Origin of the sequence: Pseudomonas allokribbensis, assembly GCF_014863605.1 — a bacterium.
GTDB classification, from domain to species: domain Bacteria; phylum Pseudomonadota; class Gammaproteobacteria; order Pseudomonadales; family Pseudomonadaceae; genus Aquipseudomonas; species Aquipseudomonas allokribbensis.
In genome coordinates, this window is sequence record NZ_CP062252.1 from 6038906 (window position 1) to 6063857 (window position 24952).

The window sequence follows — 24952 nt, forward strand, 5'->3', positions numbered from 1 at the left end:
CCGCAACGAACGAACCACTTCGCAGCCCGCCACGGGCTGCGAACAGACCCATCACGCCTGAAGGAAAACGCACCATGAACCACGACGTCATCATCACCTGCGCACTCACCGGTGCTGGCGACACGACCGCCAAGAGCCCTCACGTGCCGGTCACTCCAAAACAGATCGCCGCAGCCGCTGTGGAAGCGGCCAAGGCCGGCGCCACCGTCGTGCATTGCCATGTCCGCGACCCGCAGACCGGCAAGTTCAGCCGTGACGTGGCGCTGTACCGCGAAGTCATGGAGCGCATCCGCGAAGCCGACGTCGACATCATCGTCAACCTCACCGCCGGCATGGGCGGCGACCTGGAAATCGGCCCGGGCGAGAACCCGATGGAGTTCGGCCCGAACACCGATCTGGTCGGCCCGCTGACCCGTCTGGCCCACGTCGAGGAGCTGCTGCCGGAAATCTGCACCCTGGATTGCGGCACCCTGAACTTCGGCGACGGCGACACCATTTACGTCTCCACCCCGGCGCAACTGCGCGCCGGAGCCAAGCGCATCACCGAGCTGGGCGTGAAGGCGGAGCTTGAGATTTTCGACACCGGTCACCTGTGGTTCGCCAAACAGATGATCAAGGAAGGCCTGCTCGACAACCCGCTGTTCCAGCTGTGCCTGGGCATCCCGTGGGGGGCGCCGGCCGATACCACCACCATGAAAGCCATGGTCGACAACCTGCCCGCTGACGCGGTGTGGGCCGGCTTCGGCATCGGCCGGATGCAAATGCCGATGGCGGCGCAAGCGGTGCTGCTCGGCGGCAACGTGCGGGTCGGTCTGGAAGACAACCTGTGGCTGGACAAAGGCGTGCTGGCGACCAACGGCCAACTGGTCGAACGCGCCACCGAAATCCTCAGCCGCCTCGGTGCTCGCGTGCTGACCCCGGCTGAAGGTCGCAAGAAAATGGGCCTGACCCAGCGCGGCTGAAGCCACCCTTTCCCCCGGTGGGCGGGCCATTGGCGCCCACCGTTTTTTTGCCTCATTCCAGGAAGTGACCATGAGCTTTATCACCGAAATCAAAACCTTCGCAGCACTGGGCAGCGGCGTCATCGGCAGCGGCTGGGTCGCCCGCGCCCTCGCCCATGGCCTCGACGTGGTGGCCTGGGACCCGGCGCCGGGTGCCGAAGCAGCGCTGCGCAAACGCGTGGCCAATGCCTGGGGCGCGCTGGAGAAAAACGGTCTGGCACCGGGTGCTTCGCAGGATCGTTTGCGGTTTGTCGCGACCATTGAAGAGTGCGTACGCGATGCGGATTTCATCCAGGAAAGCGCCCCGGAACGCCTCGAACTGAAACTGGAACTGCACAGCAAGATCAGCGCGGCGGCCAAGCCCAATGCCCTGATCGGCTCCAGCACCTCGGGCCTGTTGCCGAGCGAGTTCTACGAGAGCTCGACCCACCCGGAACGTTGCGTGGTCGGTCACCCGTTTAACCCGGTTTACCTGCTGCCGCTGGTTGAAGTGGTCGGCGGCAAGAACACCGCGCCGGAAGCGGTTCAAGCGGCGATGAAAGTCTACGAATCCCTCGGCATGCGCCCGCTGCATGTGCGCAAGGAAGTGCCGGGGTTCATCGCCGACCGCCTGCTCGAAGCGCTGTGGCGCGAGGCGCTGCACCTGGTCAACGACGGTGTGGCGACCACCGGTGAAATCGATGATGCGATCCGCTTTGGTGCCGGTCTGCGCTGGTCGTTCATGGGTACGTTTTTGACCTACACCCTGGCCGGTGGCGATGCGGGCATGCGTCACTTCATGTCGCAGTTCGGCCCGGCGTTGCAGTTGCCGTGGACCTATCTGCCGGCACCGGAACTGACCGACAAGTTGATCGACGACGTGGTGGATGGCACCAGCGATCAACTGGGGCGACACAGTATTTCGGCGCTGGAGCGCTATCGTGATGATTGCCTGCTGGCGGTGCTTGAGGCGGTGAAGACCACCAAAGAGAAGCACGGGATGAGTTTCAGCGAGTGATGTGTTGATTGATCGTACCCACGCAAAGCGTGGGTACGAACGTGCCTGGAGATAAGTATGCCCACCCTCACCACCTACCAAACCAGAATCATCCCCGACTGGGTCGATTACAACGGCCACCTGCGCGACGCCTTCTATCTGCTGATCTTCAGCTACGCCACCGACGCCCTGATGGACCGCCTCGGTATGGACAGCAACAACCGCGAGGCCAGCGGTAACTCGCTGTTCACCCTCGAACTGCACCTCAACTATCTGCACGAAGTGAAGCTCGATGCCGAGGTCGAAGTGCGCACACAGATCATCGGTCACGACCAGAAACGCCTGCACCTCTATCACAGCCTGCACCTGGCCGGCGGTGACAAGGAACTGGCCGGCAACGAACAGATGCTGCTGCACGTCGACCTCGCCGGGCCGCGTTCGGCTCCGTTTACCCCGGACACCCTGAGCCGCCTGCAAGCCATCGTCGCCGAACAGGCCGACCTGCCCGCTCCGGCTTACATCGGCCGGGTCATCGCATTGCCGCCAGCCCGGTAAATCCATCCAACGCAAGGAGCCGCCATGCAAACCGCCGCCGCAGTTGCCGATTTCCGTACTTATCCGTTGATCAGCGCGCTGAACGGCGTGCAGAACCTGGCGGATCGCGTCCTGATCGAATGGGCCGACGGGCGCGTCAGCCCGTTCCACCATGTGTGGCTGCGGGACAACTGCCCGTGTCCGCAGTGCGTCTACAGCGTTACCCGCGAGCAGGTGTTCGAGATCGTCGATGCGGCGCAGGATCTATCGCCCTCCGCCGCCCATATCGACACCAATGGCTGCCTGCGCATCGACTGGCAGGACGGCCATTTCAGCCGCTTCGATGCGGGTTGGTTGCGGGCCCACGCCTATGACGACGAGACCCGCGCCGAACGCCTGGCCGCCAAACCGAAAGCCTTTCTCTGGCGCAGCGACTTGCAGTTGCCGGTGTTCGACTATTCAGCCCTGATGAACGACAACGCCGCGCTGCTGCAATGGTTGCTGGCCGTGCGCGACATCGGCCTGACCCAGGTGCGCGGCGTGCCCACCGAACCCGGTTCGCTGAAGCTGATCGCCCAGCGCATTTCGTTCATCCGCGAGAGCAATTTCGGCGTACTGTTCAACGTGCAATCCAAGGCCGATGCCGACAGCAATGCCTACACCGCTTTCAACCTGCCGTTGCACACCGACCTGCCGACTCGCGAGCTGCAACCGGGGCTGCAATTTCTGCATTGTCTGGTGAACGACGCCGAGGGTGGCGAGAGTATTTTCGTCGACGGTTTTGCGATTGCCGAAGCCTTGCGTCAGGAAGATCCCGCGTCGTTCAAGGCGCTGTGCGAAATCCCGGTGGAGTTTCGCAACAAGGATCGCCACAGCGACTATCGCTGCCTCGCCCCGATCATCGCCCTGGATGCCTTGGGCCGGGTTGCGGAAATCCGCATGGCCAACTTTCTGCGCGGCGCGTTCGACACCTCAGTCGAGCAAATGCCCCTGCTGTATCGCGCGTATCGACGCTTCATCGCCATGACTCGCGAGCCGCGCTTCCGGCTGATGCAGCGGCTCAATCCGGGCGAGTTGTGGTGCTTCGACAACCGCCGCACCCTGCATGCGCGCAACGCCTTCGACCCGACCACCGGAGCCCGGCATTTCCAGGGCTGCTACATCGATCGGGATGAGTTGTTGTCACGGATTCTGGTGTTACAACGCTAGACCGCGTCATCGTTATTCGCAGGCAAAAAAAGCCCCGATGCAAGCCGTGACAGGATCGGGGCGAGGGTACTGTTGAGGAGCTGCCGTGCCGAGGGTGACCAAACCTTCGTGAAGCGAGCTGGGTTCAGTGTGCCCACTCCCCGATACGGCAAGTTAGCCGAAAACGACATGCTCATAGCCAATGTGGACACTGCGACAAATCGCCCTTGCCGTGCCTGGGCAGGCCTACCAGAATCGAGCCACGACCTCCGTTGCCGAAGAAGGATTCGCGTCATGATGTATGCCGATTTGATCGATCAGGAAGACCTGTTGGGCCAACTCAAGTCGTTGGGATTCGAAGTACCGTCGGGCTCGTCTGCCCAGCAGGCCTGTGAGTGCGCCGTGCGGGGCCTGGACGATGTGCGGGCCAATACGTTGCGCACCATGGTCAAGCAGATGTACACCAGCAGCGCGAGTATTCAGCCGACCGTGCGTGAGGCCATCGACAAGCAGTTGCTGCCGGCCCTGGCGCAGTACCAGCAGACCCGCGCCTGACATCCCGGGCGTTTGCTAGAGTGGTGGCCTTGATGACCACCACGAGCGAACGCCGATGTCCCTTATCCAGACCTGCCAGTCCAGCGAGCAATCGGGCTGGCTGCCCCTGCGCCAGGCCCTCTGGCCCGATGCTTCGGAACACGAACATCGCGATGAAATCGAGCAGCAACTGAAAGCGCCGCAGCGCTATATCAACTTCATCGCCTACGACACGCAGAACCATCCCGTCGGCCTCGCCGAAGCCTCATTGCGCACCGATTACGTCAACGGCACCGACAGCTCGCCGGTGGTGTATCTGGAAGGCATCTACGTGGTGCCAGAACAGCGCCGCCATGGCGTGGCCGCCCGGTTGATCGAGCACGTTGCGCAGTGGGGACGAGAAAACGGCTGCGTGGAAATGGCTTCCGACACCGGTGTCGACAACCTGACTAGTCAAGCGACGCACAAGGCGCTCGGCTTCGAGGAAACCGAGCGCGTCGTGTACTTCAAACGCGCGCTCTGATCAGAGGCGCACGCTGGCAAAGGTCGACTCGTTGCGCGCCTGGCTCAGCGCCGACATCGGCCCGGACAGCGGCGACATCACGATGGCCTGCGGCAGCGGTAGCATCGCCACCTGCTGGGTGGTGTTGGAACCGACGCGCTCGTCACGCGGCGGAATGCCGAAGTATTCGCGGTAGCACTTGGAGAAGTGCGGCGTCGACACAAACCCGCAGACCGACGCCACTTCGATGATCGACATCGGCGTCTGCTTGAGCAATTGCCGGGCACGGATCAGGCGCAGCTTGAGGTAGTAGCGCGACGGCGAGCAGTGCAGGTATTTCTGGAACAGGCGCTCGAGCTGGCGACGGGACACGGCGACGTACACCGCCAGTTCGTCGAGGTCGATCGGCTCTTCCAGGTTGGCTTCCATCAGCGCAACGATTTCCTGCAGTTTCGGCTGGTTGGTGCCGAGCATGTGCTTGAGCGGCACACGCTGGTGATCCTGCTCGTTACGGATACGCTCGTAGACGAACATTTCCGAGATCGCGGCGGACAGTTCACGGCCGTGATCGCGGCTGATCAGGTGCAGCATCATGTCCAGCGGCGCAGTGCCGCCGGAGCTGGTGAAACGGTTGCGGTCGAGGGTGAACAGACGGGTGCTCATCGCAACGCGAGGAAACGCTTCCTGCATCGCCGCCAGACATTCCCAGTGCACGCTGCAATCGAAGCCGTCGAGCAGGCCGGCGCAGGCCAGGGCCCAACTGCCGGTGCACACGGCACCGAGGCGGCGGGACTGGCGCGCCTGGCTTTGCAGCCACGAGACGTGTTCACGGGTAACAGTGCGTTGAATGCCGATCCCGCCGCACACGATGATGGTGTCGAGGGCCGGGGCTTTGTGCATGGAGGCGTCGGGAGTGATCTGCAGACCGTCACTGGCCCAGACCTGGCCACCGTCGACGGTGAGGGTGGTCCAGCGATACAGCTCGCGACCGGACAGCTGGTTGGCCATGCGCAGCGGTTCGACTGCGGAAGCCAGGGAAATCAGCGTGAAATTGTCCAGCAGCAGAAAGCCGATGGATTGAGGCGCACGGTTCTGGGGTTGAGCCCCGGAGTTGAACGACGTCATCGCGGTATCTCCTCACACAAAGCGGGTGATGGCCTCAGGCGGAGGCTCTTGTTATTGCCATCGTTCTCTTGCGTGAGACGGGGCTTTGTTATGACAGAGCAATTGCCATGCCTGAAATTGAATGTGCGTTCAATAACTCCTGAAAACGACGTCGCGACGCGTCTATACAAGCCGTCCGACGAAAGGTAGTTCGAAGTGCCATCAGCGGCGGTGAAAGCCCTGCCCCGAAGCGCGTGAGCAAATCGGTAGCACTTGTGGGAACAGGGCCGGGCGCGATTGTCGGACAGTGTCACCGCAGGCACGGGTGACGGACGGTCGCCAGCATCAATCACGCGCTGGAGGTGGGAAAGACTCTTATCTGATTGCGACGCGCCAAAAGGTGGCGCGTTTTATTGCCGATGCTCGCTTGGTGCGCAGTTTTGACTGGTCTGGTGTTCTCAGAGGAATCAGCATTCAACCGCGCTGACCGCCAACCCGCCCCGCGATGTCTCTTTATATTTGTCATGCATGTCGGCGCCGGTATCGCGCATGGTTCGGATCACCCGGTCCAGCGAAATAAAGTGCTGACCATCGCCGCGCAGGGCCATCTGTGCCGCGTTGATTGCTTTCACCGCCGCAATCGCGTTGCGCTCGATGCACGGCACCTGGACAAGACCGCCCACCGGGTCGCAGGTCAGACCGAGGTTGTGCTCCAGGCCGATTTCCGCCGCGTTGCACAATTGCTCCGGGCTTGCGCCAAGGATTTCCGCCAGCCCTGCCGCCGCCATTGCGCAGGCCGAACCGACCTCACCCTGACAGCCAACTTCCGCGCCGGAGATCGAGGCGTTCTTCTTGCACAGAATCCCCACCGCCGCTGCCCCGAGGAAATAGTCGACCACGTTGGCGTCGGTCACCGCCTCGCTGAATTTCATGAAGTAGTGCAGCACCGCCGGAATGATCCCGGCCGCGCCGTTGGTCGGTGCCGTGACCATGCGCCCGCCGGCCGCGTTTTCTTCGTTCACCGCCAGGGCGAACAGGTTGACCCACTCCATGGCGCTGAGGGTCGAGCCAATCACATTGGGCTTGTTCAATTCCTGAAGGCTGCGGTGCAACTTGGCCGCACGCCGGCGCACGTTCAGGCCGCCAGGCAGGATGCCTTCGTGCTTGAGGCCCTGCTCGACGCAATCCTGCATCGCCCGCCAGAGCTTCATCAGCCCGGCGCGGATTTCCTCTTCGCTGCGCCAGACTTTCTCGTTGGCCATCATCAACTCAGCCACGCGCAGGTTGTTCTGCTTGCACAACTCCAGCAGCTCGGCGGCGCTGGAGAAGTCATACGGCAATTCGGTGCGATCCAGATCCACCACACCGCTGGACGCCTGCGCCTCATCGACGACAAAACCGCCGCCGACCGAATAGTAGGTGTCGCGATGAATCTCGCCGTGATCGCCTTCGGCAACCAGGGTCATGGCGTTGGGATGGAACGGCAGGTTTTCGTCGATCAGGCGCATGTCGCGGGCCCATATAAAGGGCACCGACAAACGACCATCCAGTAATAGGGTGTGAGTTTCGCGCAGGGCCTGGATCCGCGGGCCGATCTGCGACGGATCGATCGCGTCCGGCCACTCGCCCATCAGGCCCATGATCACGGCGTTGTCGCTGCCGTGACCGACACCCGTGGCCGACAGCGAACCGAACAACTGCACTTCGATCCGCCGCACTTGCTCCAGCAGGAATTTGTCGCGCAGAGACTCGACGAACAGCGCCGCGGCGCGCATTGGCCCGACAGTGTGGGAACTGGACGGGCCGATGCCGATTTTGAACAGGTCGAAAACGCTGATAGCCATTGATGCAGAGCTCCTGAGAGTGCCGTCCGGGCCGTGAAGCGCCCGCTGGCGGAGCTGCTACGCTCAAGCTGCGATCCGCCGGAATGCCCGCATCATCAGGCTTTTCCCGGGTCGCTCGGCGTCTGACACCGACGCACTCATGCCCACTAACGCCGTGCCGGTTTTCGCCCGTGTTTTCGCCGTTTTTATGCGGTTCAGATGGCCAAACGGGGCTGAAAAAAGCTGTAAACGACGTCACCGACACTGGATGCGACCATCCCTGTACTGGATACGACGCACCCTGTAGGCGTCAGATTTTCACTGGTACATGATCGTATCGACTCGATTGCAAGGCGCCGTGGTAGAGCTGTCTCCAGAACGCCATCCAACCGCAACCTATAAGTGCGGTGGTCCAGTCGGAACACTGCCAAAAAAAACACCAAGGAGTCCATCCATGAAAGGTTCCCCGTCGTTGTTGTTGGCCGCCATGCTGAGTCTGCCGTTACTGGCTCAAGCCGCAGAACCGGCGCAGTGCAGTACCGTTAACTTCTCCGATGTCGGCTGGACCGACATCACCGCAACAACCGCGACCACCAGCGTGGTGCTCGACGCCCTCGGCTACAAGACCAAGACCACCATGATCTCCGTGCCCGTGACCTACAAGTCACTGGCCGACGGCAAGAACATGGACGTGTTCCTCGGCAACTGGATGCCGACCATGGAAAACGACATCAAGGCCTACCGTGATGCAGGCACCGTGGAAGTCGTGCGCACCAACCTCAAGGGCGCCAAATACACCCTCGCCGTACCGCAGGCGCTGTACGACAAGGGCCTGCATGACTTCGCCGACATCGCCAAATTCAAGAAAGAACTCGACGGCAAGATCTATGGCATCGAACCTGGCAACGACGGCAACCGTCTGATCCAGAGCATGATCGACAAGGATGCCTTCGGCCTGAAAGCCGCGGGTTTCAAAGTCGTCGAATCGTCCGAAGCGGGCATGCTCTCGCAGGTCGACCGCGCGCAGAAACGCGACACCGCCGTGGTTTTCCTCGGCTGGGCGCCGCACCCGATGAACAAGCGCTTCAAGATTCAATACCTGACCGGCGGCGACGACTTCTTCGGCCCGGATTTCGGTGCAGCCACCGTCGCGACCAACACCCGCAAGGGCTACGTCGAAGAATGCAGCAACGTCGGTCAGTTGCTGAAGAATCTGGAGTTCACCGTCGACATGGAAAGCACCCTGATGGGCAACATCCTGGACGACAAGATGAAGCCTGACGCGGCCGCCAAGGCCTGGCTGAAAAAGAATCCACAGGTGCTCGATACCTGGCTCGCTGGCGTGACCACCATTGACGGTAAACCTGGCCTGGAGGCCGTGAAAGCCAAGTTGAATCAGTAATCGCTTATGCCGGACGGCTCCGGCCGTCCGGGCTGTTTATTTCCTTGCATGCGGACGTTCACTACCATGCTGATTGATCAGAAAATCCCTTTAGGCCAGTACATCGCGGGCTTCGTTGAATGGTTGACGCAACACGGCGCCAGCACCTTCGACGCAATCGCCGTGACCCTGGAAACGATGATCCACGGCGTGACGTTTGCGCTGACCTGGTTCAACCCGCTGGTGTTGATCGGCCTCATCGCTCTGCTCGCGCACTTCATTCAACGCAAATGGGGCCTCACCGCCTTCGTGATCGCCTCCTTTCTGCTGATCCTCAATCTGGGGTACTGGCAGGAAACCATGGAAACCCTCGCCCAGGTCATGTTCGCGACCCTGGTCTGCGTGGTCATCGGCGTGCCGCTGGGCATCGTCGCTGCGCATAAACCGATGTTCTACACTTTGATGAGGCCGGTGCTCGATCTGATGCAGACCGTACCGACCTTCGTTTACCTCATTCCTACCCTGACCCTCTTCGGGCTGGGCGTGGTTCCGGGCCTGATCTCCACGGTGGTGTTCGCCATCGCTGCGCCGATCCGCCTGACCTACCTGGGCATCCGCGATGTCCCGGAAGAACTGATGGACGCCGGCAAGGCCTTCGGCTGCTCGCGTCGCCAACTGCTTTCACGGATCGAACTGCCCCACGCCATGCCAAGCATCGCGGCCGGCATCACCCAGTGCATCATGCTGTCGCTGTCGATGGTGGTGATCGCGGCACTGGTGGGCGCCGACGGACTCGGCAAACCGGTGGTCAACGCACTGAACACTGCTGATATCGCCCTGGGCTTCGAAGCGGGCCTGGCGATCGTACTGCTGGCGATCATGCTCGACCGTATCTGCAAACAACCCGACGCAAAAGTAGGGGGTGACGCATGAGCATTATTCGCTTCGATAACGTTGACGTTATCTTCGCCAAGGATCCACGCGAGGCGCTCAAGCTGCTGGATCAGGGCATGACCCGTAACGAGATCCTGAAAAAGACCGGGCAGATTGTCGGCGTTGAAAAAGCCAGCCTGGATATCGAGAAAGGTGAAATCTGCGTACTGATGGGCCTGTCCGGCTCCGGCAAATCCAGCCTGTTGCGCTGCATCAACGGCCTCAACACCGTGAGCCGCGGCAAGCTGTTCGTCGAGCACGAAGGCAAGCAGATCGACATCGCCTCCTGCACCCCGGCCGAACTGAAAATGATGCGCACCAAGCGCATTGCGATGGTGTTCCAGAAGTTCGCCCTGATGCCCTGGCTGACGGTGCGCGAGAACATCAGCTTCGGTCTGGAAATGCAGGGCCGTCCCGAGAAAGAACGGCGCAAACTGGTGGACGACAAGCTTGAGCTGGTCGGCCTGACCCAGTGGCGCAACAAGAAACCCAACGAGCTGTCCGGCGGCATGCAGCAGCGTGTAGGCCTGGCCCGCGCGCTGGCGATGGACGCCGACATTCTGCTGATGGACGAACCGTTCTCGGCCCTCGACCCGCTGATCCGTCAGGGTCTGCAGGATGAATTGCTGGAACTGCAACGCAAGCTGAGCAAGACCATCGTGTTCGTGAGCCACGACCTCGACGAGGCACTGAAACTGGGTAGCCGCATCGCGATCATGAAAGACGGCCGGATCATCCAGTACAGCGTGCCGGAAGAGATCGTGCTCAATCCTGCGGACGATTACGTGCGCACCTTCGTTGCCCACACCAATCCGCTAAACGTGCTCTGCGGTCGCAGCCTGATGCGCACGCTGGACAACTGCAAACGCATCAACGGTTCGGTGTGCCTCGATCCGGGCGGCGATTCGTGGCTGGACCTGGCTGAAGGCAACACCATCAAGGGTGCACGCAAGAACGGTTCGGTACTCGACCTGCAGAACTGGGTACCGGGGCAAGCCGTGGAAGGCCTGGATCGTCGTCCGACACTGGTGGACTCGAACATCGGCATGCGTGACGCGTTGCAGATTCGTTACCAGACCGGCAACAAGCTGGTGCTGCACGACAACAACCATGTGGTGGGGATTCTTGGGGACAGCGAGCTGTATCACGCGCTACTCGGCAAGAACCTGGGGTAAAGCGCACAGATGCAAAAACGCCGCGAGAGGATCGCGGCGTTTTTGTTTTCATCATTCCCACGCAGGACGTGGGAATGAACAATCGCTATTAGCTGTACACCCGGCCAAGGAGCTGCCGATGGCTTTCAAACTGATCGAGCACATCGCGAGTGATCTGATCCTGCGTGAAGCCCATCAGGTCGTAATCCTGGCTGCCGTTGTGCAGGTACACCTCGGCGCGGTAGTAACGCTGGCGCGCTTCATCGGACTGGGCCGATTCGGTCGGGGTCGCCAGATAGCCGTCCAGGCTCACTTCGTAGACAAAAGGGTTGCCCTCTTCCATCTCGACACGCACGCCCATGCAACGCTTGGATTTACCCAGCAGCGTTTGCACTTCCAGGCCTTGGGTACGCAGCTGGGCAGCCGCATCGTCCAGCGCCGGAGTAACGTGTTTGTCCATGAAGCGTTGCACCACCGACTGGCTCGGTTGCAGGTCCAGTTGAGTCAGGCGCTCGCTGAAACCACGACGACCGCGCTCAGCCAGTTGCGCTTGCTCCTGTTCGATCTGCACGTCCTGGCGCATGGCCTTGTGCAAGCCGAACATGAAGAACACCAGCACCACCGAGAACGGCAGGCCGGCCAGCACCACCATGGTCTGCATGGCTTCGAAGTTACCGGCGAACAGCAGGCCGATGGTCACCAGGGTGATCACGACCGACCAGAAGATCCGCAGCCAGTGCGGTGCGTCTTCGTCGACGGTGCCGCCCTTGCAGGAAAGGTTGGCCATCATTACCGCGCCAGAGTCGGCCGGGGTCAGGAACAGTACGAAACCTACAAAGATCGACACACCGATGACGACTTTCGACGCCGGGTAGTGTTCAAGCAACTGATAGATCGCCATCGACGGCTGTTCCAGCGCCGTCTTGCCAAGCTCCACCGCACCGTGGTTCATCACCAGGTCCAGTGCCGAGTTACCGAAGATCGACAGCCACGCCAGGGTGAAGCCCAGCGGAATCAGCAGCACACCGGCCACCAGTTCACGCACGGTACGACCACGGGAAATCCGCGCGATGAACATGCCGACGAATGGGGCCCAGGAAATCCACCATGCCCAGTAGAACAGAGTCCACAGGCCCAGCCAGCGGTCGGACTTGGCACTGTCGCCTTCATAGACGTACAGGTCGAAAGTCTTCAGCACCACGCCGTTGAGGTAGTCACCGATGTTCTGCACGAAGCCGTTGAGCAGGTGCAGGGTCGGGCCGAACAGCAGCACGAAAATCAGCAGGCCGCTGAACAGAATGATGTTGAGGTTGGACAGACGACGGATGCCGTTTTCCACGCCGGACACGGCAGCGATGGTCGCCACGGTGCTCATCACGATGATCACGATCAGCAGGTTGGTGTTGCTGTGCTCCATGCCGAACAGGTTTTCCAGGCCCGAAGACACTTGCAGCGAGCCGATCCCCAGGTTGGTCACCAGACCCAGCAGGGTCACGAACATGCCGAAGCCGTCTACCGCATGACCGGCAGCGCCCTTGACCCAACGCTCGCCCACCAGCGGGTACAGCGCCGAACGCAGTGCCAGCGGCTGGTTATGACGGTAAGCGAAATAGGCAACCGCCAGACCGACCAGTGCGTAGATCGCCCAGCCGTGCAGGCCCCAGTGCAGGAAAGTCAGCTGAACAGCCTGACGCGCCGCCAGGTTGGTAGCGGACGCACCTTCCGGTGGGTTGAAGTAGTGATCCAGCGGCTCGGAGGCGCCGAAGTACAGCAGCGAAATACCGATACCCGACGAGAACAGCATCCCCGCCCAGGCGCCATAGCTGAAATCCGGGGTGTCGTCCTTGCTACCCAGTTTGAGTTTGCCGTAGGAAGAGAACGCCAGGCCCACCACAAACACCAGGTAAGCGGCGATCACCACCATGTAGTACCAGCCGAAGCTGCGGGACAACCAGGCCTGAGCCACTCCCAGCATTCTGCCGGCCTCTTGCGGGGCGATGATCAGAATGGCGGTCAACAACAGAATCAACGCGGTCGAGGTGTAGAACACCCAACCGTTGACCGTCACCTTCTCGGGCGGGGTCTTTATAAGCGAGGCAGAACTCATGGCACAAATGCTCCAGGCAGTGCGAGAGAAGAACACAAGGCAACACGGAACCCGACCAATCGGTTAGTTGGCAGCCGACCGGCGGGTGATATAAAGACACCCCGAAAAAAGCCCGAACCTGCAGAGATGGCACCGCGAATCGCCGTCGTGGCCGAGGTCTGGACGTTCATCCGAAACCTGGCCGCGAGCGTCTTGCCCATTCAACACGTCCATCGAACGTCGAACCGCGCCTTGCCCCGCGCAGGTTTCGAGCATTTTCGGATGTCGGTTTATCGCCACTTACACGTAGGAAAAATCTGTAGGCAGCGACGATTTGTCGCAGATCTTATTCTTTGTTGATTGAACGTTCAATCAAAACAAAATAGACTGGCCCTCAATCCGATCGGCGTTTATCGCCCGTTGGAAGGCCTAAGGAGATGTGCAAGATGCCCAAGGTCGGTATGCAACCCATCCGCCGCCAACAACTGATCGAAGCCACTTTGCAGGCCGTCGATCAGGTCGGAATGGGGGACGCCAGCATTGCGCTGATCGCCCGTTTGGCCGGTGTCTCGAATGGCATCATCAGTCACTATTTTCAGGACAAGAACGGCCTGATTGCCGCCACGATGCGGTATCTGATGAGCGTCCTCAGCGAGAACGTCACCACGCGCCGTCAGGCGCTGGCAGACAGCAGCCCCCGGGCGCATCTGCAGGTGATCATCGAAGGCAACTTCGACGCCAGCCAGGTCAATGGCCCGGCAATGAAAACCTGGCTGGCCTTCTGGGCCACCAGCATGCACCAGCCGTCTTTGCACAGGTTGCAGCGGATCAACGATCACCGTCTGTATTCCAACCTGTGCTGCGAGTTCCGCCGTGTGTTGCCGCTCGAAGATGCGCGCAGCGCCGCCCGTGGACTGGCAGCTCTGATTGACGGCTTGTGGTTGCGCGGCGCGCTGTCGGGAGACGCTTTCGACACCGCGCAGGCGCAACAGATCGCTTACGAATACATGGATTTCCAATTGGCCAAGAAGGTGAGCTAGAGCACAGAGAAAACGCTCGGCCCCTGAATGCCACCGCAGCCTGATCGCGGTGGTCAACGCCAACCACTTATGCACTTGCGAGGACACTATGGCCCGTTTCGAACTGCAAAAACTCTACATCGATGGCGCGTACTCCGACGCCGGCAGCGATGCCACCTTCGAAGCCATCAACCCGGCTAACGGTGAAGTCCTCGCACAAGTGCAACGTGCGACCAAGGAAGACGTCGAGCGCGCAGTCGTCAGCGCCGAAAAGGGCCAGAAAATCTGGGCCGCGATGACCGCCATGGAGCGTTCGCGCATCCTGCGTCGCGCCGTCGACATCCTGCGCGAGCGCAACGATGAACTGGCTGCTCTGGAAACCCTGGACACCGGTAAAGCGTTCTCCGAAACCAAATACGTCGACATCGTTACCGGCGCCGACGTGCTGGAATACTACGCAGGCCTGGTACCCGCCATCGAAGGCGAGCAGATCCCGCTGCGTGACACCGCATTCGTCTACACCCGTCGCGAGCCGCTGGGCGTTGTCGCCGGTATCGGCGCGTGGAACTACCCGATCCAGATCGCCCTGTGGAAATCCGCTCCAGCCCTGGCGGCCGGTAACGCGATGATCTTCAAGCCAAGCGAAGTCACCTCGCTGACCACCCTGAAACTGGCCGAGATCTACACCGAAGCCGGCGTTCCGAACGGCGTGTTCAACGTACTGACCGGCAGCGGCCGTGAAGTCGGCACCTGGCTGACCGAGCACCCGCGCATCGAGAAAATCTCCTTCACCGGCGGCACCGACACTGGCAAGAAAGTCATGGCCAGCGCTTCGGCTTCGTCGCTCAAAGACGTGACCATGGAGCTGGGCGGCAAGTCCCCGCTGATCATCTGCGACGACGCTGACCTGGATCGCGCCGCCGACACCGCCATGATGGCCAACTTCTACAGCTCCGGTCAGGTCTGCACCAACGGCACTCGCGTGTTCGTGCCGAGCCACCTGAAAGCCGCTTTCGAAGCCAAGATCGTCGAGCGCGTTGCCCGCATCCGCGTTGGCAACCCGGAAGACGAAAACACCAACTTCGGCCCGCTGGTCAGCTTCGCTCACATGGAAAACGTGCTGGGCTACATCGCCAAGGGTAAAGAAGAAGGCGCTCGCGTTCTGTGCGGCGGCGACCGTCTGACCGACGGCGAATTCGCCAAAGGCGCGTTCGTGGCACCGACCGTGTTCACCGACTGCACCGACGACATGACCATCGTCCGTGAAGAAATCTTCGGCCCGGTAATGGCGATCCTGACCTACGAAACCGAAGAAGAAGTGATCCGCCGCGCCAACGACACCGATTTCGGCCTGGCCGCCGGTATCGTCACCCGCGACCTGAACCGCGCCCACCGCGTGATTCATCAACTGGAAGCCGGTATCTGCTGGATCAACGCCTGGGGCGAGTCCGACGCGAAAATGCCGGTCGGCGGTTACAAGCAGTCGGGCGTTGGCCGTGAGAACGGCATCAGCTCGCTGAACAACTTCACTCGCATCAAATCGGTACAGGTCGAGCTGGGCGATTACGTCTCGGTGTTCTAAGACCCGCCATCGTGCGCTGCCCGCGAAGCCGCCTTCGCGGGCATGTCTGCTCGCCGCTCCCACACGGGAAGCGCTGGCTGTCTGACCTGACCAACTTTCAAAGAGGGTGCATTCAATGTCCCAAGAATTCGATTACATCATCGTGGGTGCCGGTTCTGCCGGTAACACCCTGGCGACCCGTCTGACTGAAGACGAAGGCGTCACCGTCCTGCTGCTCGAAGCAGGCGGCCCGGACTACCGCATGGACTTCCGCACGCAGATGCCGGCCGCACTGGCCTTCCCGCTGCAAGGCCGTCGCTACAACTGGGCGTACGAAACCGACCCAGAGCCGTACATGGACGGTCGCCGGATGGAATGCGGTCGCGGCAAAGGCCTCGGCGGTTCCTCGCTGATCAACGGCATGTGCTACATCCGCGGCAACGCGATGGACTACGACGGCTGGTCGAAACTGCCAGGTCTGGAAGACTGGACCTACCTCGACTGCCTGCCGTACTTCCGCAAAGCGGAAACCCGCGACATCGGCCCGAACGACTACCACGGTGGCGAAGGTCCGGTCAGCGTGACCACGCCGAAGGCGGGCAACAACCCGCTGTTCCACGCCATGGTTGAAGCTGGCGTACAAGCCGGTTACCCGCGCACCGAAGACTTGAACGGCTACCAGCAGGAAGGCTTTGGCCCGATGGACCGCACCGTGACGCCGAAAGGCCGTCGTGCTTCCACCGCCCGAGGTTACCTGGACGTGGCCAAGAAGCGTTCGACCCTGACCATCGTCACCCACGCCCTGACCGACAAAGTCTTGTTCGACGGCAAACGTGCCGTTGGCGTGCGTTACCTGGTCGGCGCTGCCGAAGAGCGCGTTGAAGCCCGCGCCCGTAAAGAAGTCATCGTCTGCTCCGGCGCGATCGCTTCGCCGCAACTGCTGCAACGCTCCGGCGTAGGCCCGGCGAAACTGCTGGAAAGCCTCGACATCCCGGTCGTTCACGATCTGCCGGGCGTCGGCGAAAACCTGCAGGATCACCTCGAGCTGTACCTGCAATTCGCCTGCACCCAACCGGTCTCGCTGTACCCGTCGCTGCTCTGGTACAACCAGCCGGCCATTGGTGCCGAGTGGCTGTTCAACGGCACCGGCATCGGCGCCAGCAACCAGTTCGAAGCCGGCGGTTTCATCCGTACTCGCGAAGAGTTCGAATGGCCGAACATCCAGTACCACTTCCTGCCGGTGGCGATTAACTACAACGGCAGCAACGGTGTGCAAGAGCACGGTTTCCAGGCGCACATGGGTTCCATGCGTTCGCCGAGCCGTGGTCGCATCCAGGTCAAATCCAAGGATCCGCGCCAGCACCCGAGCATCCTGTTCAACTACATGGCCACCGAACAAGACTGGCAGGAATTCCGCGACGGCATCCGCCTGACCCGTGAAATCATGCAACAGCCTGCACTGGACGCTTTCCGCGGCCGCGAAATCAGCCCGGGCATCGAAGTGCAAACCGATGAGCAGCTGGACAAGTTCATCCGCGAGCACGCCGAAACCGCGTTCCACCCGTCCTGCTCGTGCAAGATGGGCACCGACGAGATGGCGGTCGTGGACGGCCAGGGCCGCGTGCATGGCATGCAGGGTCTGCGTGTGGTCGATGCCTCGATCATGCCGATCATCACCACCGGCAACCTGAACGCGCCGACGATCATGATGGCCGAGAAAATCGCCGACAAGATCCGTGGCCGTCAGCCACTGCCACGCAGCAAGGCGCCGTACTACGTCGCCGGCGATGCGCCGGTGAAAGGCAAGGCGCTGCGTGATGTGAGTGCTGTTGCTCAGTAAGTCGTAATACCGGGCGGTGATCGTTCCCATGCAATGTGGGAACGATCAGCCGACTCAAAGCAGTAAATCCTCCTACACCCCCTCTTCACTTGATCCTACCCCCACGCAGGCCTACTCTAGTCCTCGCGCAATCGTTTCACCCCTCCCCGCCGAATCCGCTTCGCCGCTACTCCCATAACAAGGAGGTTCCCTGATGTTCGATTTCCACCCCCAGCTCAAGCAGCGCTTCGCTGCCTTGCGCACGGGCGCCGAGTTTTTTTCCTTGCGGTATGTACGCGAGTCCGGCCAGTACCTGTCGGTGCGCAAGAACGTTGCCGAACCGCCGAGCCTGAGCCGCGACGAAGGTGCGATGCTCACCGTTCGCGTCAACGGCGTCGAAGCCTACGCCGCGACCAATGACCTGTCGCAACAAGGCCTGCAAGCCGCCCTCGAGCGCGCCGAACAGCAGGCACGGCGGATCAAGCCCCACGCCCTGCTCGACCTGAGCCAGCAGCCGGTGTCCAGCGACCGCGCCGATTACTTTTCACCCAATCTCGAACAACCCTTCCCGTCCCTGAGCGAATGCTTCGAGCTGCTCGGCGCGGAATCCGCCTCGGTGCCAAAGGATGAGCGCCTGGTGAATTGGGAAGTGAGCATCGGCATCACCCACGTCGAACAGATCTACCTGAGCAGTGCCGGGGCCGAATTGCGCCAGGCCCAGCGCTTCGTTTATCCGGGCCTGGACGTCACCGCCTACGACGGCAACGACAGCCAGACCCGCAGCCTCGGCCGCGAGAACTTCGGCCAGCAGGGTGGCGCCGACGTGATCAGCCGTTGCGGCCTGATCGGCGCCGGCCCGCAAGTCGCCGATCAGGCGCTGCAATTGCTGCTCGCGCCGAACACCCCGCAAGGCCCGCGCGACCTGCTGCTGATGCCTGACCAGATGATGCTGCAGATCCACGAATCCATCGGCCACCCGCTGGAGCTCGACCGGATCCTCGGCGACGAGCGCAATTACGCCGGCACCAGCTTCGTCAAAACCTCGGATTTCGGCAGCCTGCAATACGGCTCGAAACTGCTCAACGTGACGTTCGATCCGGGCATTCCCGAAGAACTGGCGAGTTACGGTCACGATGACGACGGCTCCAAAGCCAGCAAGCAATTCCTGATTCGCGAAGGCCTGTTGGTACGGCCGCTGGGCGGTGCCTTGTCGCAGTTCCGCGCGGGTCTGGACGGTGTCGCCAACAGCCGCGCCTGTGGCTGGAATCGCCCACCGATCGACCGTATGGCCAACCTCAACATCGAGCCGGGCGATCAGCCCCTGGAACAACTGATCGGCGGCATCGAAAACGGCATCCTGATGAGCACCAACCGCTCATGGTCGATCGACGATGCACGCAACAAATTCCAGTTCGGCTGCGAATGGGGCCAGTTGATTGAAAACGGCGAACTCAAAGGCGTGGTGAAGAACCCGAACTACCGGGGTATTTCCGCGCACTTCTGGAAGAGCCTGCGCGCCGTCGGCAACGCCGGCACCACCAAAGTGCTGGGCACGCCGAACTGCGGCAAGGGCGAACCGAACCAGGTGATCCGCGTCGGCCACGCTTCGCCGGCCTGCGTGTTCAGCAATGTTGATGTGTTTGGGGGAGACGCCTGATGAGTATTTCCAAGAGCCAGGTCGAAGCCTTCAAGGTTCTGGTCAACTGGTTGCGCGACGCAGTGCGCGAGCCGGAACAATTCACCCTGAGTTACGACGCCGAATCGTCGGCCTTCGTCCGCTTCAACCACGCCAAGGTGCGTCAGGCCGGGCAAGTGCAGCAAGCCGGTATCGGCCTGAAACTGATCGACGACGGTCGCCATGCCGACCTGCACATCACCCTGTCCGGCGAGCCGACCACCGACCTGCAACGTCTGGCCGAAGGCCTGCAGCAACTGCGCGAAACCTTACCGTTGCTGCCTCAGGATCCCTATCTGCTGCTCAACCACAATGGCTGGCAGAGCAAGAATGTGCAGGAACATCCGCTGCCGGACACCGAACAAGTCGTGGCGGAAATCGCTCAAGCGGCCGAAGGCCTGGATCTGGTCGGCTTCTATGCTGCCGGCCCGATCAGCCGTGGTTTCGCCAGTTCTTCCGGCGCGTTCGGCTGGCATCAGGCCAACAGCTTCAACTTCGACTTCAGCCTGTTCCACGAGAACGGCGAAGCGGTGAAAGCCAGCTACGCCGGGCACGAGTGGAGCAGCGAAGGTTTCGCCAAACGCTTCCAGCAGGCCCGCGAGCAACTCGAGTTTCTGGGGCGACCGCTGCGCACCCTGCCACCCGGCCAATACCGCGCCTATCTGGCGCCCGCAGCCCTGGAAGAAATCATGGGCATGCTGTGCTGGGGCGGTTTCTCGGCGCAGTCGATTGCCAGCAAGAGCAGCCCGTTGCAGAAGCTGTATGCCGGCGACCAGGCGTTCAGCCCGCTGGTGTCCCTCGACGAGAAAGTCAGCGACTCGCTGAGCCCGGCGTTTTCCGGCGAAGGTTACCCGCGCAGCGATCTGCGGTTGATCATCGAAGGCAAGGCGGGTGACCAGTTGGTCGGTTCGCGCAGTGCCGCCGAATACGGTCTGACGGCCAACGGTGCCGGCGGTGGTGAGTCGCCGAGTGCGCTGAACATGGACGCAGGCAATCTGCCGCAGGCCGAGATCCTCAAGCAGTTGGGCACCGGCCTGTACATCAGCAACCTGTGGTACCTGAACTTCTCCGATCAACCGGCGGCTCGACTGACCGGCATGACCCGGTTTGCCACGTTCTGGGTTGAAAACGGCGAAATTCAGGCACCGGTCAGCACCATGCGTTTCGACGACAGCGCCTACAGCCTGCTGGGTTCGCAGCTGGAAGCGTTGACTGCCGAGCGTGAGTTGCTGCTGTCAGCGAGCACCTACAGCCAGCGCAATACGTCGTCGGCGCTGTTGCCGGGGGCGTTGGTGAGCCGATTGACCCTGACGCTCTGATACAAATCGTTCCCGCGCCTTGCGCGGGAACGATCATTCACGGCCCTACACCACAAGAGGTTCCATGCCCAACCGCCCGCCTCTCGACGCCATCACCGCCCGCTGGTTGCCGTGGGTCGTCGCCATCGCTTTCTTCATGCAGTCCCTCGACGGGACCATCCTCAACACCGCCCTGCCGGCCATGGCCCGGGATCTGGCCGAAGACCCGTTGCGCATGCAGGGTGTGATCATCGCCTACATGCTCACCGTAGCCCTGCTGATTCCGGCCTCGGGCTGGATCGCCGACCGCTTCGGCACCAAGAAAATCTTCTTCGGCGCGATCCTGCTGTTCAGCATCGGCTCGTTGCTCTGCGCCCTGTCGAGCAGCCTGAGCATGCTGATCGGCGCCCGGGTGATTCAGGGCCTCGGCGGCGCGCTGATGCTGCCGGTCGGACGACTGGTGGTGCTGCGCGCCTACCCCCGTTCGGAACTGGTGCGGATCATGGGCTTCATCACCATTCCCGGCCTGCTCGGCCCGCTCATCGGCCCGACCATGGGCGGCTGGATGGTGCAATACCTGACGTGGCACTGGATCTTTTTGATCAATCTGCCGGTCGGCGTCATCGGTTGCTACGCGGTGTGGAAGTTCATTCCCGACCTGCGCGGCACCGAACGTACGCGTTTCGATAGCCTGGGTTTCCTGCTGTTCGGCGCGGCGATGGTGCTGATCACCATCGCCATGGAAGGCCTCGGCGAACTGCACCTGCCGCACTTGCGGGTGATGCTGTTGCTGTTCGGCGGCATGGCGTGTCTGGCGGCGTACTGGCTGCGCGCCGGGCACATCGACAATCCGCTGTTCGCGCCGTCGCTGTTCAAGACCCGCACCTTCGCGGTCGGCATCCTCGGCAACCTGTTCGCTCGCCTGGGCAGCGGCGCCCTGCCGTTTCTGGTGCCGTTGCTGCTGCAAGTGGCGCTGGGTTATTCGCCGTCCCAGGCCGGGATGAGCATGTTGCCGTTGGCGGCTGCCGCGATGGTCGCCAAGTGGGGCGCGCGGCCGCTGATCGAGCGCCTCGGCTATCGCATCGTGCTGACCGGCAACACGCTGTTTCTGGGGATCATGCTGGCGAGCATGGGCCTGGTCAGCGAGCAGACGCCGTACTGGCTGCTGCTGTGCCTGCTGGCGATTCTCGGGGCAATCAACTCGCTGCAATTCACCGCGATGAACACCGTGACCCTGATCGACCTCGACGACGCCAGCGCCAGCAGCGGCAACAGCCTGCTGTCAGTGGTGGCGCAGTTGTCGCTGAGCCTCGGCGTGGCGTGCGCCGGTGCGCTGCTCGGCGGCTTCACGGCGGAGATCGGAAACGACGGTGTTGAGACCGTGTTGGGCGCCTTTCAGCTCACGTTCGTGACTGTTGGGATCATGGCGATGCTGGCCGCAACCATCTTCTCGCAGCTTTCCAAGAATGACGGACGGCGTGTCAGACGTCCGGAAGAACACATCGAGTCTTAGGGCTAATGGCCACCGGGCTGGTACACTGCGCGACATTTTGTTTTGCAGGCCAGTCCCGTGACCACCATCGCCACCGCTTTTAATACTTTGCCGCTGTCCGCCGCCATGCTGGCTAACCTCGAATCGCTCGGTTATGCCCAGATGACGCCGATCCAGGCGCAGAGCTTGCCGGTGATCCTCAAGGGGATGGACCTGATCGCCCAGGCCAAGACCGGCAGCGGCAAGACCGCCGCGTTCGGCATCGGCCTGCTGAACCCGATCAATCCGCGCTACTTCGGCTGCCAGGCGCTGGTGATCTGCCCGACTCGCGAACTGGCCGACCAGGTCGCCAAGGAAATCCGTCGTCTGGCCCGCGCCGAAGACAACATCAAGGTCCTGACCCTGTGCGGCGGCGTGTCGTTCGGCCCGCAGATCGGCTCGCTGGAGCACGGCGCGCACATCATCGTCGGCACCCCGGGCCGCATCCAGCAACACCTGCGCAAGGGTTCGCTGGTCCTCGACGGCCTCAACACACTGATCCTCGACGAAGCCGACCGCATGCTCGACATGGGTTTCTACGACGCCATCGAAGACATCATCGAGCAGACCCCGGCCCGTCGTCAGACCCTGCTGTTCTCGGCGACCTACCCGGTGGGCATCAAGCAACTGGCGTCGAAGTTCATGCGTGATCCGCAAACGGTGAAAGCCGAAGCGTTCCACGACGACACCCAGATCGAACAGCGCTTCTACGAGATTTCTCCGGAAGAGCGCATGAGCGCGGTGACCAAGGTCCTGCACCACTTCCGTCCAGCTTCCACCGTGGCGTTCTGCTTCACCAAGCAGCAAGTGCAGGAAACCGTCGATCACCTGACCTCCAAGGGCATTTCCGCCGTCGGCCTGCACGGCGATCTGGAACAGCGTGATCGCGATCAGGTACTGGCAATGTTCGCCAACCGCAGCACTTCGGTACTGGTCGCCACTGACGTTGCCGCCCGTGGTCTGGACATCGATGCACTGGACATGGTGATCAACGTCGAACTGGCCCGCGACTCGGAAATCCACATTCACCGCGTCGGCCGTACCGGTCGTGCCGGCGAGAAAGGCATCGCGGTCAGCCTGGTGGCGCCGTCCGAAGCGCACCGCGCGCAAGCCATCGAACAACTGCAGAAAACCCCGCTGAACTGGGACCAGGTGGACAACCTGAAATCCCAGGGCGGTGCCCCGCTGCAACCGCCGATGAGCACGCTGTGCATCGGTGGCGGCCGTAAAGACAAGGTGCGCCCGGGCGACATTCTTGGCGCACTGACCGGCGATGCCGGCATCCCTGGCGCTCAGGTTGGCAAGATCGCGATCTTCGACTTCCAGTCCTATGTGGCGGTTGAGCGCACCGTGGTCATGCAGGCGCTGCAGCGTTTGAACAACGGCAAGATCAAGGGTCGTTCGCTGCGCGTACGCGTCCTCTGACCTGATCGTTCCCGCGTCGAGGCGTCGAACCGTCCGCGCGGGAATGCATCCTGTGACGCTCCGCGTCACGATTTAAAAGCGGACGCAGAGCGTCCATGGCGGCATTCCCACGCAGAGCGTGGGAACGATCATTGTGTGAGGACACCGTTTTGCGCTCTACCGAAGTCGTGATCATTGGCGCTGGCGCCGCAGGGTTGATGTGTGCACTGACCGCCGCCGGGCGCGGGCGTCAGGTGCTGCTGCTCGACCACGCGAACAAGGCCGGCAAGAAAATCCTGATGTCCGGCGGTGGGCGCTGCAACTTCACCAACATGTACACCGAGCCGAGCAATTTCCTCTCGCAGAATTCGCACTTCTGCAAATCCGCGCTGGCCCGCTACACCCAGTGGGATTTCATCGGCATGGTCGCCAAACACGGCGTGCCGTATCACGAGAAAAAGCTCGGCCAGTTGTTCTGCGATAACAAATCCAGCGACATCCTCGGCATGCTGCTGGACGAGTGCGATCAGGTCGGCGTCAACCTGCACCTGGACACCTCGATCCAGACCATCGAGAAAGTCGAGGGCGGTTACCTGCTCGACACCACCCTCGGCCAGATCCAGTGCCAGTCGCTGGTGATCGCCACCGGCGGCCTGTCGATCCCGACGTTGGGTGCCACCGGTTTCGGTTATCAGGTCGCCAAGCAATTCGGCCACGACCTGCTGCCGACCCGTGCCGGGCTGGTGCCGTTCACCATCACCGATCAGCTCAAGGATTTGTGCACCGAGCTGTCCGGCACCTCGGTGGATTGCCTGGTCAGCTGCAATGACCAAAGCTTTCGCGAGAACATCCTGTTCACTCACCGCGGCCTCAGCGGCCCGGCGATTCTGCAGATTTCCTCGTTCTGGGAATCCGGTGACACCGTCGAGATCAACCTGCTGCCCGATCACGACGCGGCGAGCTGGCTGCAACAGCAAACCGCCGAACGCCCGAACAGCGAACTGAAAACCCTGCTCGGTGAAATTTTCACCAAGAAGATGGCCCACCTGCTGGCGGACAACTGGTTCGTCTCCAAACCGATGAAGCAGTACACCCACGCCGAACTCGCGGACATCGCCGAGAAGCTCGGCAGCTGGAAAGTCGTCCCGGCCGGCACCGAAGGCTACCGCACCGCCGAAGTCACCCTCGGTGGCGTCGACACCCGAGAAGTCTCGTCCAAGACCATGGAATCGCTGAAAAGCCCGGGCCTGTACTTTGTCGGCGAAGTGCTGGACGTCACCGGGCATTTGGGCGGTTTCAACTTCCAGTGGGCCTGGGCATCGGGTTACGCGGCGGCGCAATACGTCTGATTCGAAGGCCGTGTGAAGGCCGTGCGGAACACTTTTTGCTGTCAGATGTGATCGGCGCCATTGCGTCGGCGTCATTACTG

General features: G+C 61.7%; 20 protein-coding genes. 17 read left to right on the forward strand and 3 right to left on the reverse strand.

Features of this window, described 5'->3' with window-relative positions; translation table 11 throughout:
- Positions 1 to 74: 74 nt before the first annotated feature.
- From cdhC to aac(6'), 6 genes are all read left to right on the forward strand, one after another.
- Entirely contained in the window at positions 75 to 962 is an 888-nt protein-coding gene (gene cdhC, locus IF199_RS27780) for a 3-dehydrocarnitine:acetyl-CoA trimethylamine transferase CdhC (RefSeq protein WP_064380223.1), read from the forward strand.
- 70 nt (positions 963 to 1032) lie between these two features.
- Positions 1033 to 1998 carry an L-carnitine dehydrogenase gene (locus tag IF199_RS27785; protein ID WP_007959763.1) on the forward strand — a complete coding sequence of 322 codons (966 nt, stop codon included), beginning with the start codon at positions 1033 to 1035 and terminating at the stop codon, positions 1996 to 1998.
- Between the two features lie 57 nt (positions 1999 to 2055).
- Positions 2056 to 2532 (forward strand): thioesterase family protein, encoded by a 477-nt coding sequence (locus IF199_RS27790; protein WP_085709143.1) that lies wholly within the window; start codon positions 2056 to 2058, stop codon positions 2530 to 2532.
- A 24-nt stretch (positions 2533 to 2556) separates the two neighbouring features.
- Positions 2557 to 3720 (forward strand): gamma-butyrobetaine dioxygenase, encoded by a 1164-nt coding sequence (locus IF199_RS27795; RefSeq protein ID WP_192559178.1) that lies wholly within the window; start codon positions 2557 to 2559, stop codon positions 3718 to 3720.
- Positions 3721 to 3993: 273 nt separating this feature from the next.
- A complete protein-coding gene (locus tag IF199_RS27800; protein WP_096817966.1) occupies positions 3994 to 4254 on the forward strand; it encodes a hypothetical protein in 261 nt (86 codons plus the stop codon).
- 55 nt (positions 4255 to 4309) lie between these two features.
- Positions 4310 to 4756: an aminoglycoside 6'-N-acetyltransferase gene (gene aac(6') / locus IF199_RS27805; RefSeq protein ID WP_192559179.1), complete on the forward strand. Its 447-nt coding sequence runs from the start codon at positions 4310 to 4312 to the stop codon at positions 4754 to 4756.
- Here aac(6') and gbdR read toward each other — a convergent pair whose 3' ends face one another.
- Positions 4757 to 5860 carry a choline metabolism transcriptional regulator GbdR gene (gene gbdR / locus IF199_RS27810; protein ID WP_065260190.1) on the reverse strand — a complete coding sequence of 368 codons (1104 nt, stop codon included), beginning with the start codon at positions 5858 to 5860 and terminating at the stop codon, positions 4757 to 4759.
- Between the two features lie 446 nt (positions 5861 to 6306).
- Positions 6307 to 7683 carry an L-serine ammonia-lyase gene (locus tag IF199_RS27815; RefSeq protein ID WP_192559180.1) on the reverse strand — a complete coding sequence of 459 codons (1377 nt, stop codon included), beginning with the start codon at positions 7681 to 7683 and terminating at the stop codon, positions 6307 to 6309.
- Positions 7684 to 8116: 433 nt separating this feature from the next.
- On the opposite strand from IF199_RS27815, the gene IF199_RS27820 reads away from it, so the two are divergent.
- From IF199_RS27820 to choV, 3 genes are all read left to right on the forward strand, one after another.
- Positions 8117 to 9064 carry a choline ABC transporter substrate-binding protein gene (locus tag IF199_RS27820; RefSeq protein WP_096817750.1) on the forward strand — a complete coding sequence of 316 codons (948 nt, stop codon included), beginning with the start codon at positions 8117 to 8119 and terminating at the stop codon, positions 9062 to 9064.
- Positions 9065 to 9130: 66 nt separating this feature from the next.
- Positions 9131 to 9976: a choline ABC transporter permease subunit gene (gene choW, locus IF199_RS27825; RefSeq protein ID WP_085709139.1), complete on the forward strand. Its 846-nt coding sequence runs from the start codon at positions 9131 to 9133 to the stop codon at positions 9974 to 9976.
- Positions 9973 to 11151: a choline ABC transporter ATP-binding protein gene (choV, locus tag IF199_RS27830; RefSeq protein ID WP_096817748.1), complete on the forward strand. Its 1179-nt coding sequence runs from the start codon at positions 9973 to 9975 to the stop codon at positions 11149 to 11151. The genes choW and choV overlap by 4 nt, the downstream gene beginning before the upstream one ends.
- Before the next feature lie 88 nt (positions 11152 to 11239).
- Here choV and betT read toward each other — a convergent pair whose 3' ends face one another.
- On the reverse strand, positions 11240 to 13237 hold the full coding sequence (gene betT / locus IF199_RS27835; RefSeq protein ID WP_096817746.1) for a choline BCCT transporter BetT: 1998 nt from the start codon (positions 13235 to 13237) through the stop codon (positions 11240 to 11242).
- Positions 13238 to 13662: 425 nt separating this feature from the next.
- On the opposite strand from betT, the gene betI reads away from it, so the two are divergent.
- The 8 genes from betI (at position 13663) to IF199_RS27875 (ending at position 24872) form a co-directional block, all read left to right on the forward strand.
- Positions 13663 to 14256: a transcriptional regulator BetI gene (gene betI, locus IF199_RS27840; protein WP_192559181.1), complete on the forward strand. Its 594-nt coding sequence runs from the start codon at positions 13663 to 13665 to the stop codon at positions 14254 to 14256.
- 88 nt (positions 14257 to 14344) lie between these two features.
- Complete coding sequence (gene betB / locus IF199_RS27845; RefSeq protein ID WP_096817745.1) at positions 14345 to 15817, forward strand: betaine-aldehyde dehydrogenase; 1473 nt, start codon at positions 14345 to 14347, stop codon at positions 15815 to 15817.
- Positions 15818 to 15932: 115 nt separating this feature from the next.
- A complete protein-coding gene (gene betA, locus IF199_RS27850) occupies positions 15933 to 17636 on the forward strand; it encodes a choline dehydrogenase (RefSeq protein WP_096817743.1) in 1704 nt (567 codons plus the stop codon).
- A 193-nt stretch (positions 17637 to 17829) separates the two neighbouring features.
- Positions 17830 to 19272, forward strand: a complete 1443-nt coding sequence (locus IF199_RS27855) for a TldD/PmbA family protein (protein WP_192559182.1) — start codon at positions 17830 to 17832, stop codon at positions 19270 to 19272.
- Positions 19272 to 20609 carry a TldD/PmbA family protein gene (locus IF199_RS27860; RefSeq protein WP_192559183.1) on the forward strand — a complete coding sequence of 446 codons (1338 nt, stop codon included), beginning with the start codon at positions 19272 to 19274 and terminating at the stop codon, positions 20607 to 20609. Before IF199_RS27855 ends, IF199_RS27860 begins: the two co-directional genes overlap by 1 nt.
- A 64-nt stretch (positions 20610 to 20673) precedes the next feature.
- Entirely contained in the window at positions 20674 to 22101 is a 1428-nt protein-coding gene (mdtD, locus tag IF199_RS27865) for a multidrug transporter subunit MdtD (RefSeq protein ID WP_192559184.1), read from the forward strand.
- A gap of 57 nt (positions 22102 to 22158) precedes the next feature.
- A complete protein-coding gene (dbpA, locus tag IF199_RS27870) occupies positions 22159 to 23544 on the forward strand; it encodes an ATP-dependent RNA helicase DbpA (RefSeq protein ID WP_096817735.1) in 1386 nt (461 codons plus the stop codon).
- A 149-nt stretch (positions 23545 to 23693) separates the two neighbouring features.
- Positions 23694 to 24872 carry a BaiN/RdsA family NAD(P)/FAD-dependent oxidoreductase gene (locus tag IF199_RS27875; RefSeq protein WP_192559185.1) on the forward strand — a complete coding sequence of 393 codons (1179 nt, stop codon included), beginning with the start codon at positions 23694 to 23696 and terminating at the stop codon, positions 24870 to 24872.
- Positions 24873 to 24952 lie beyond the last annotated feature (80 nt).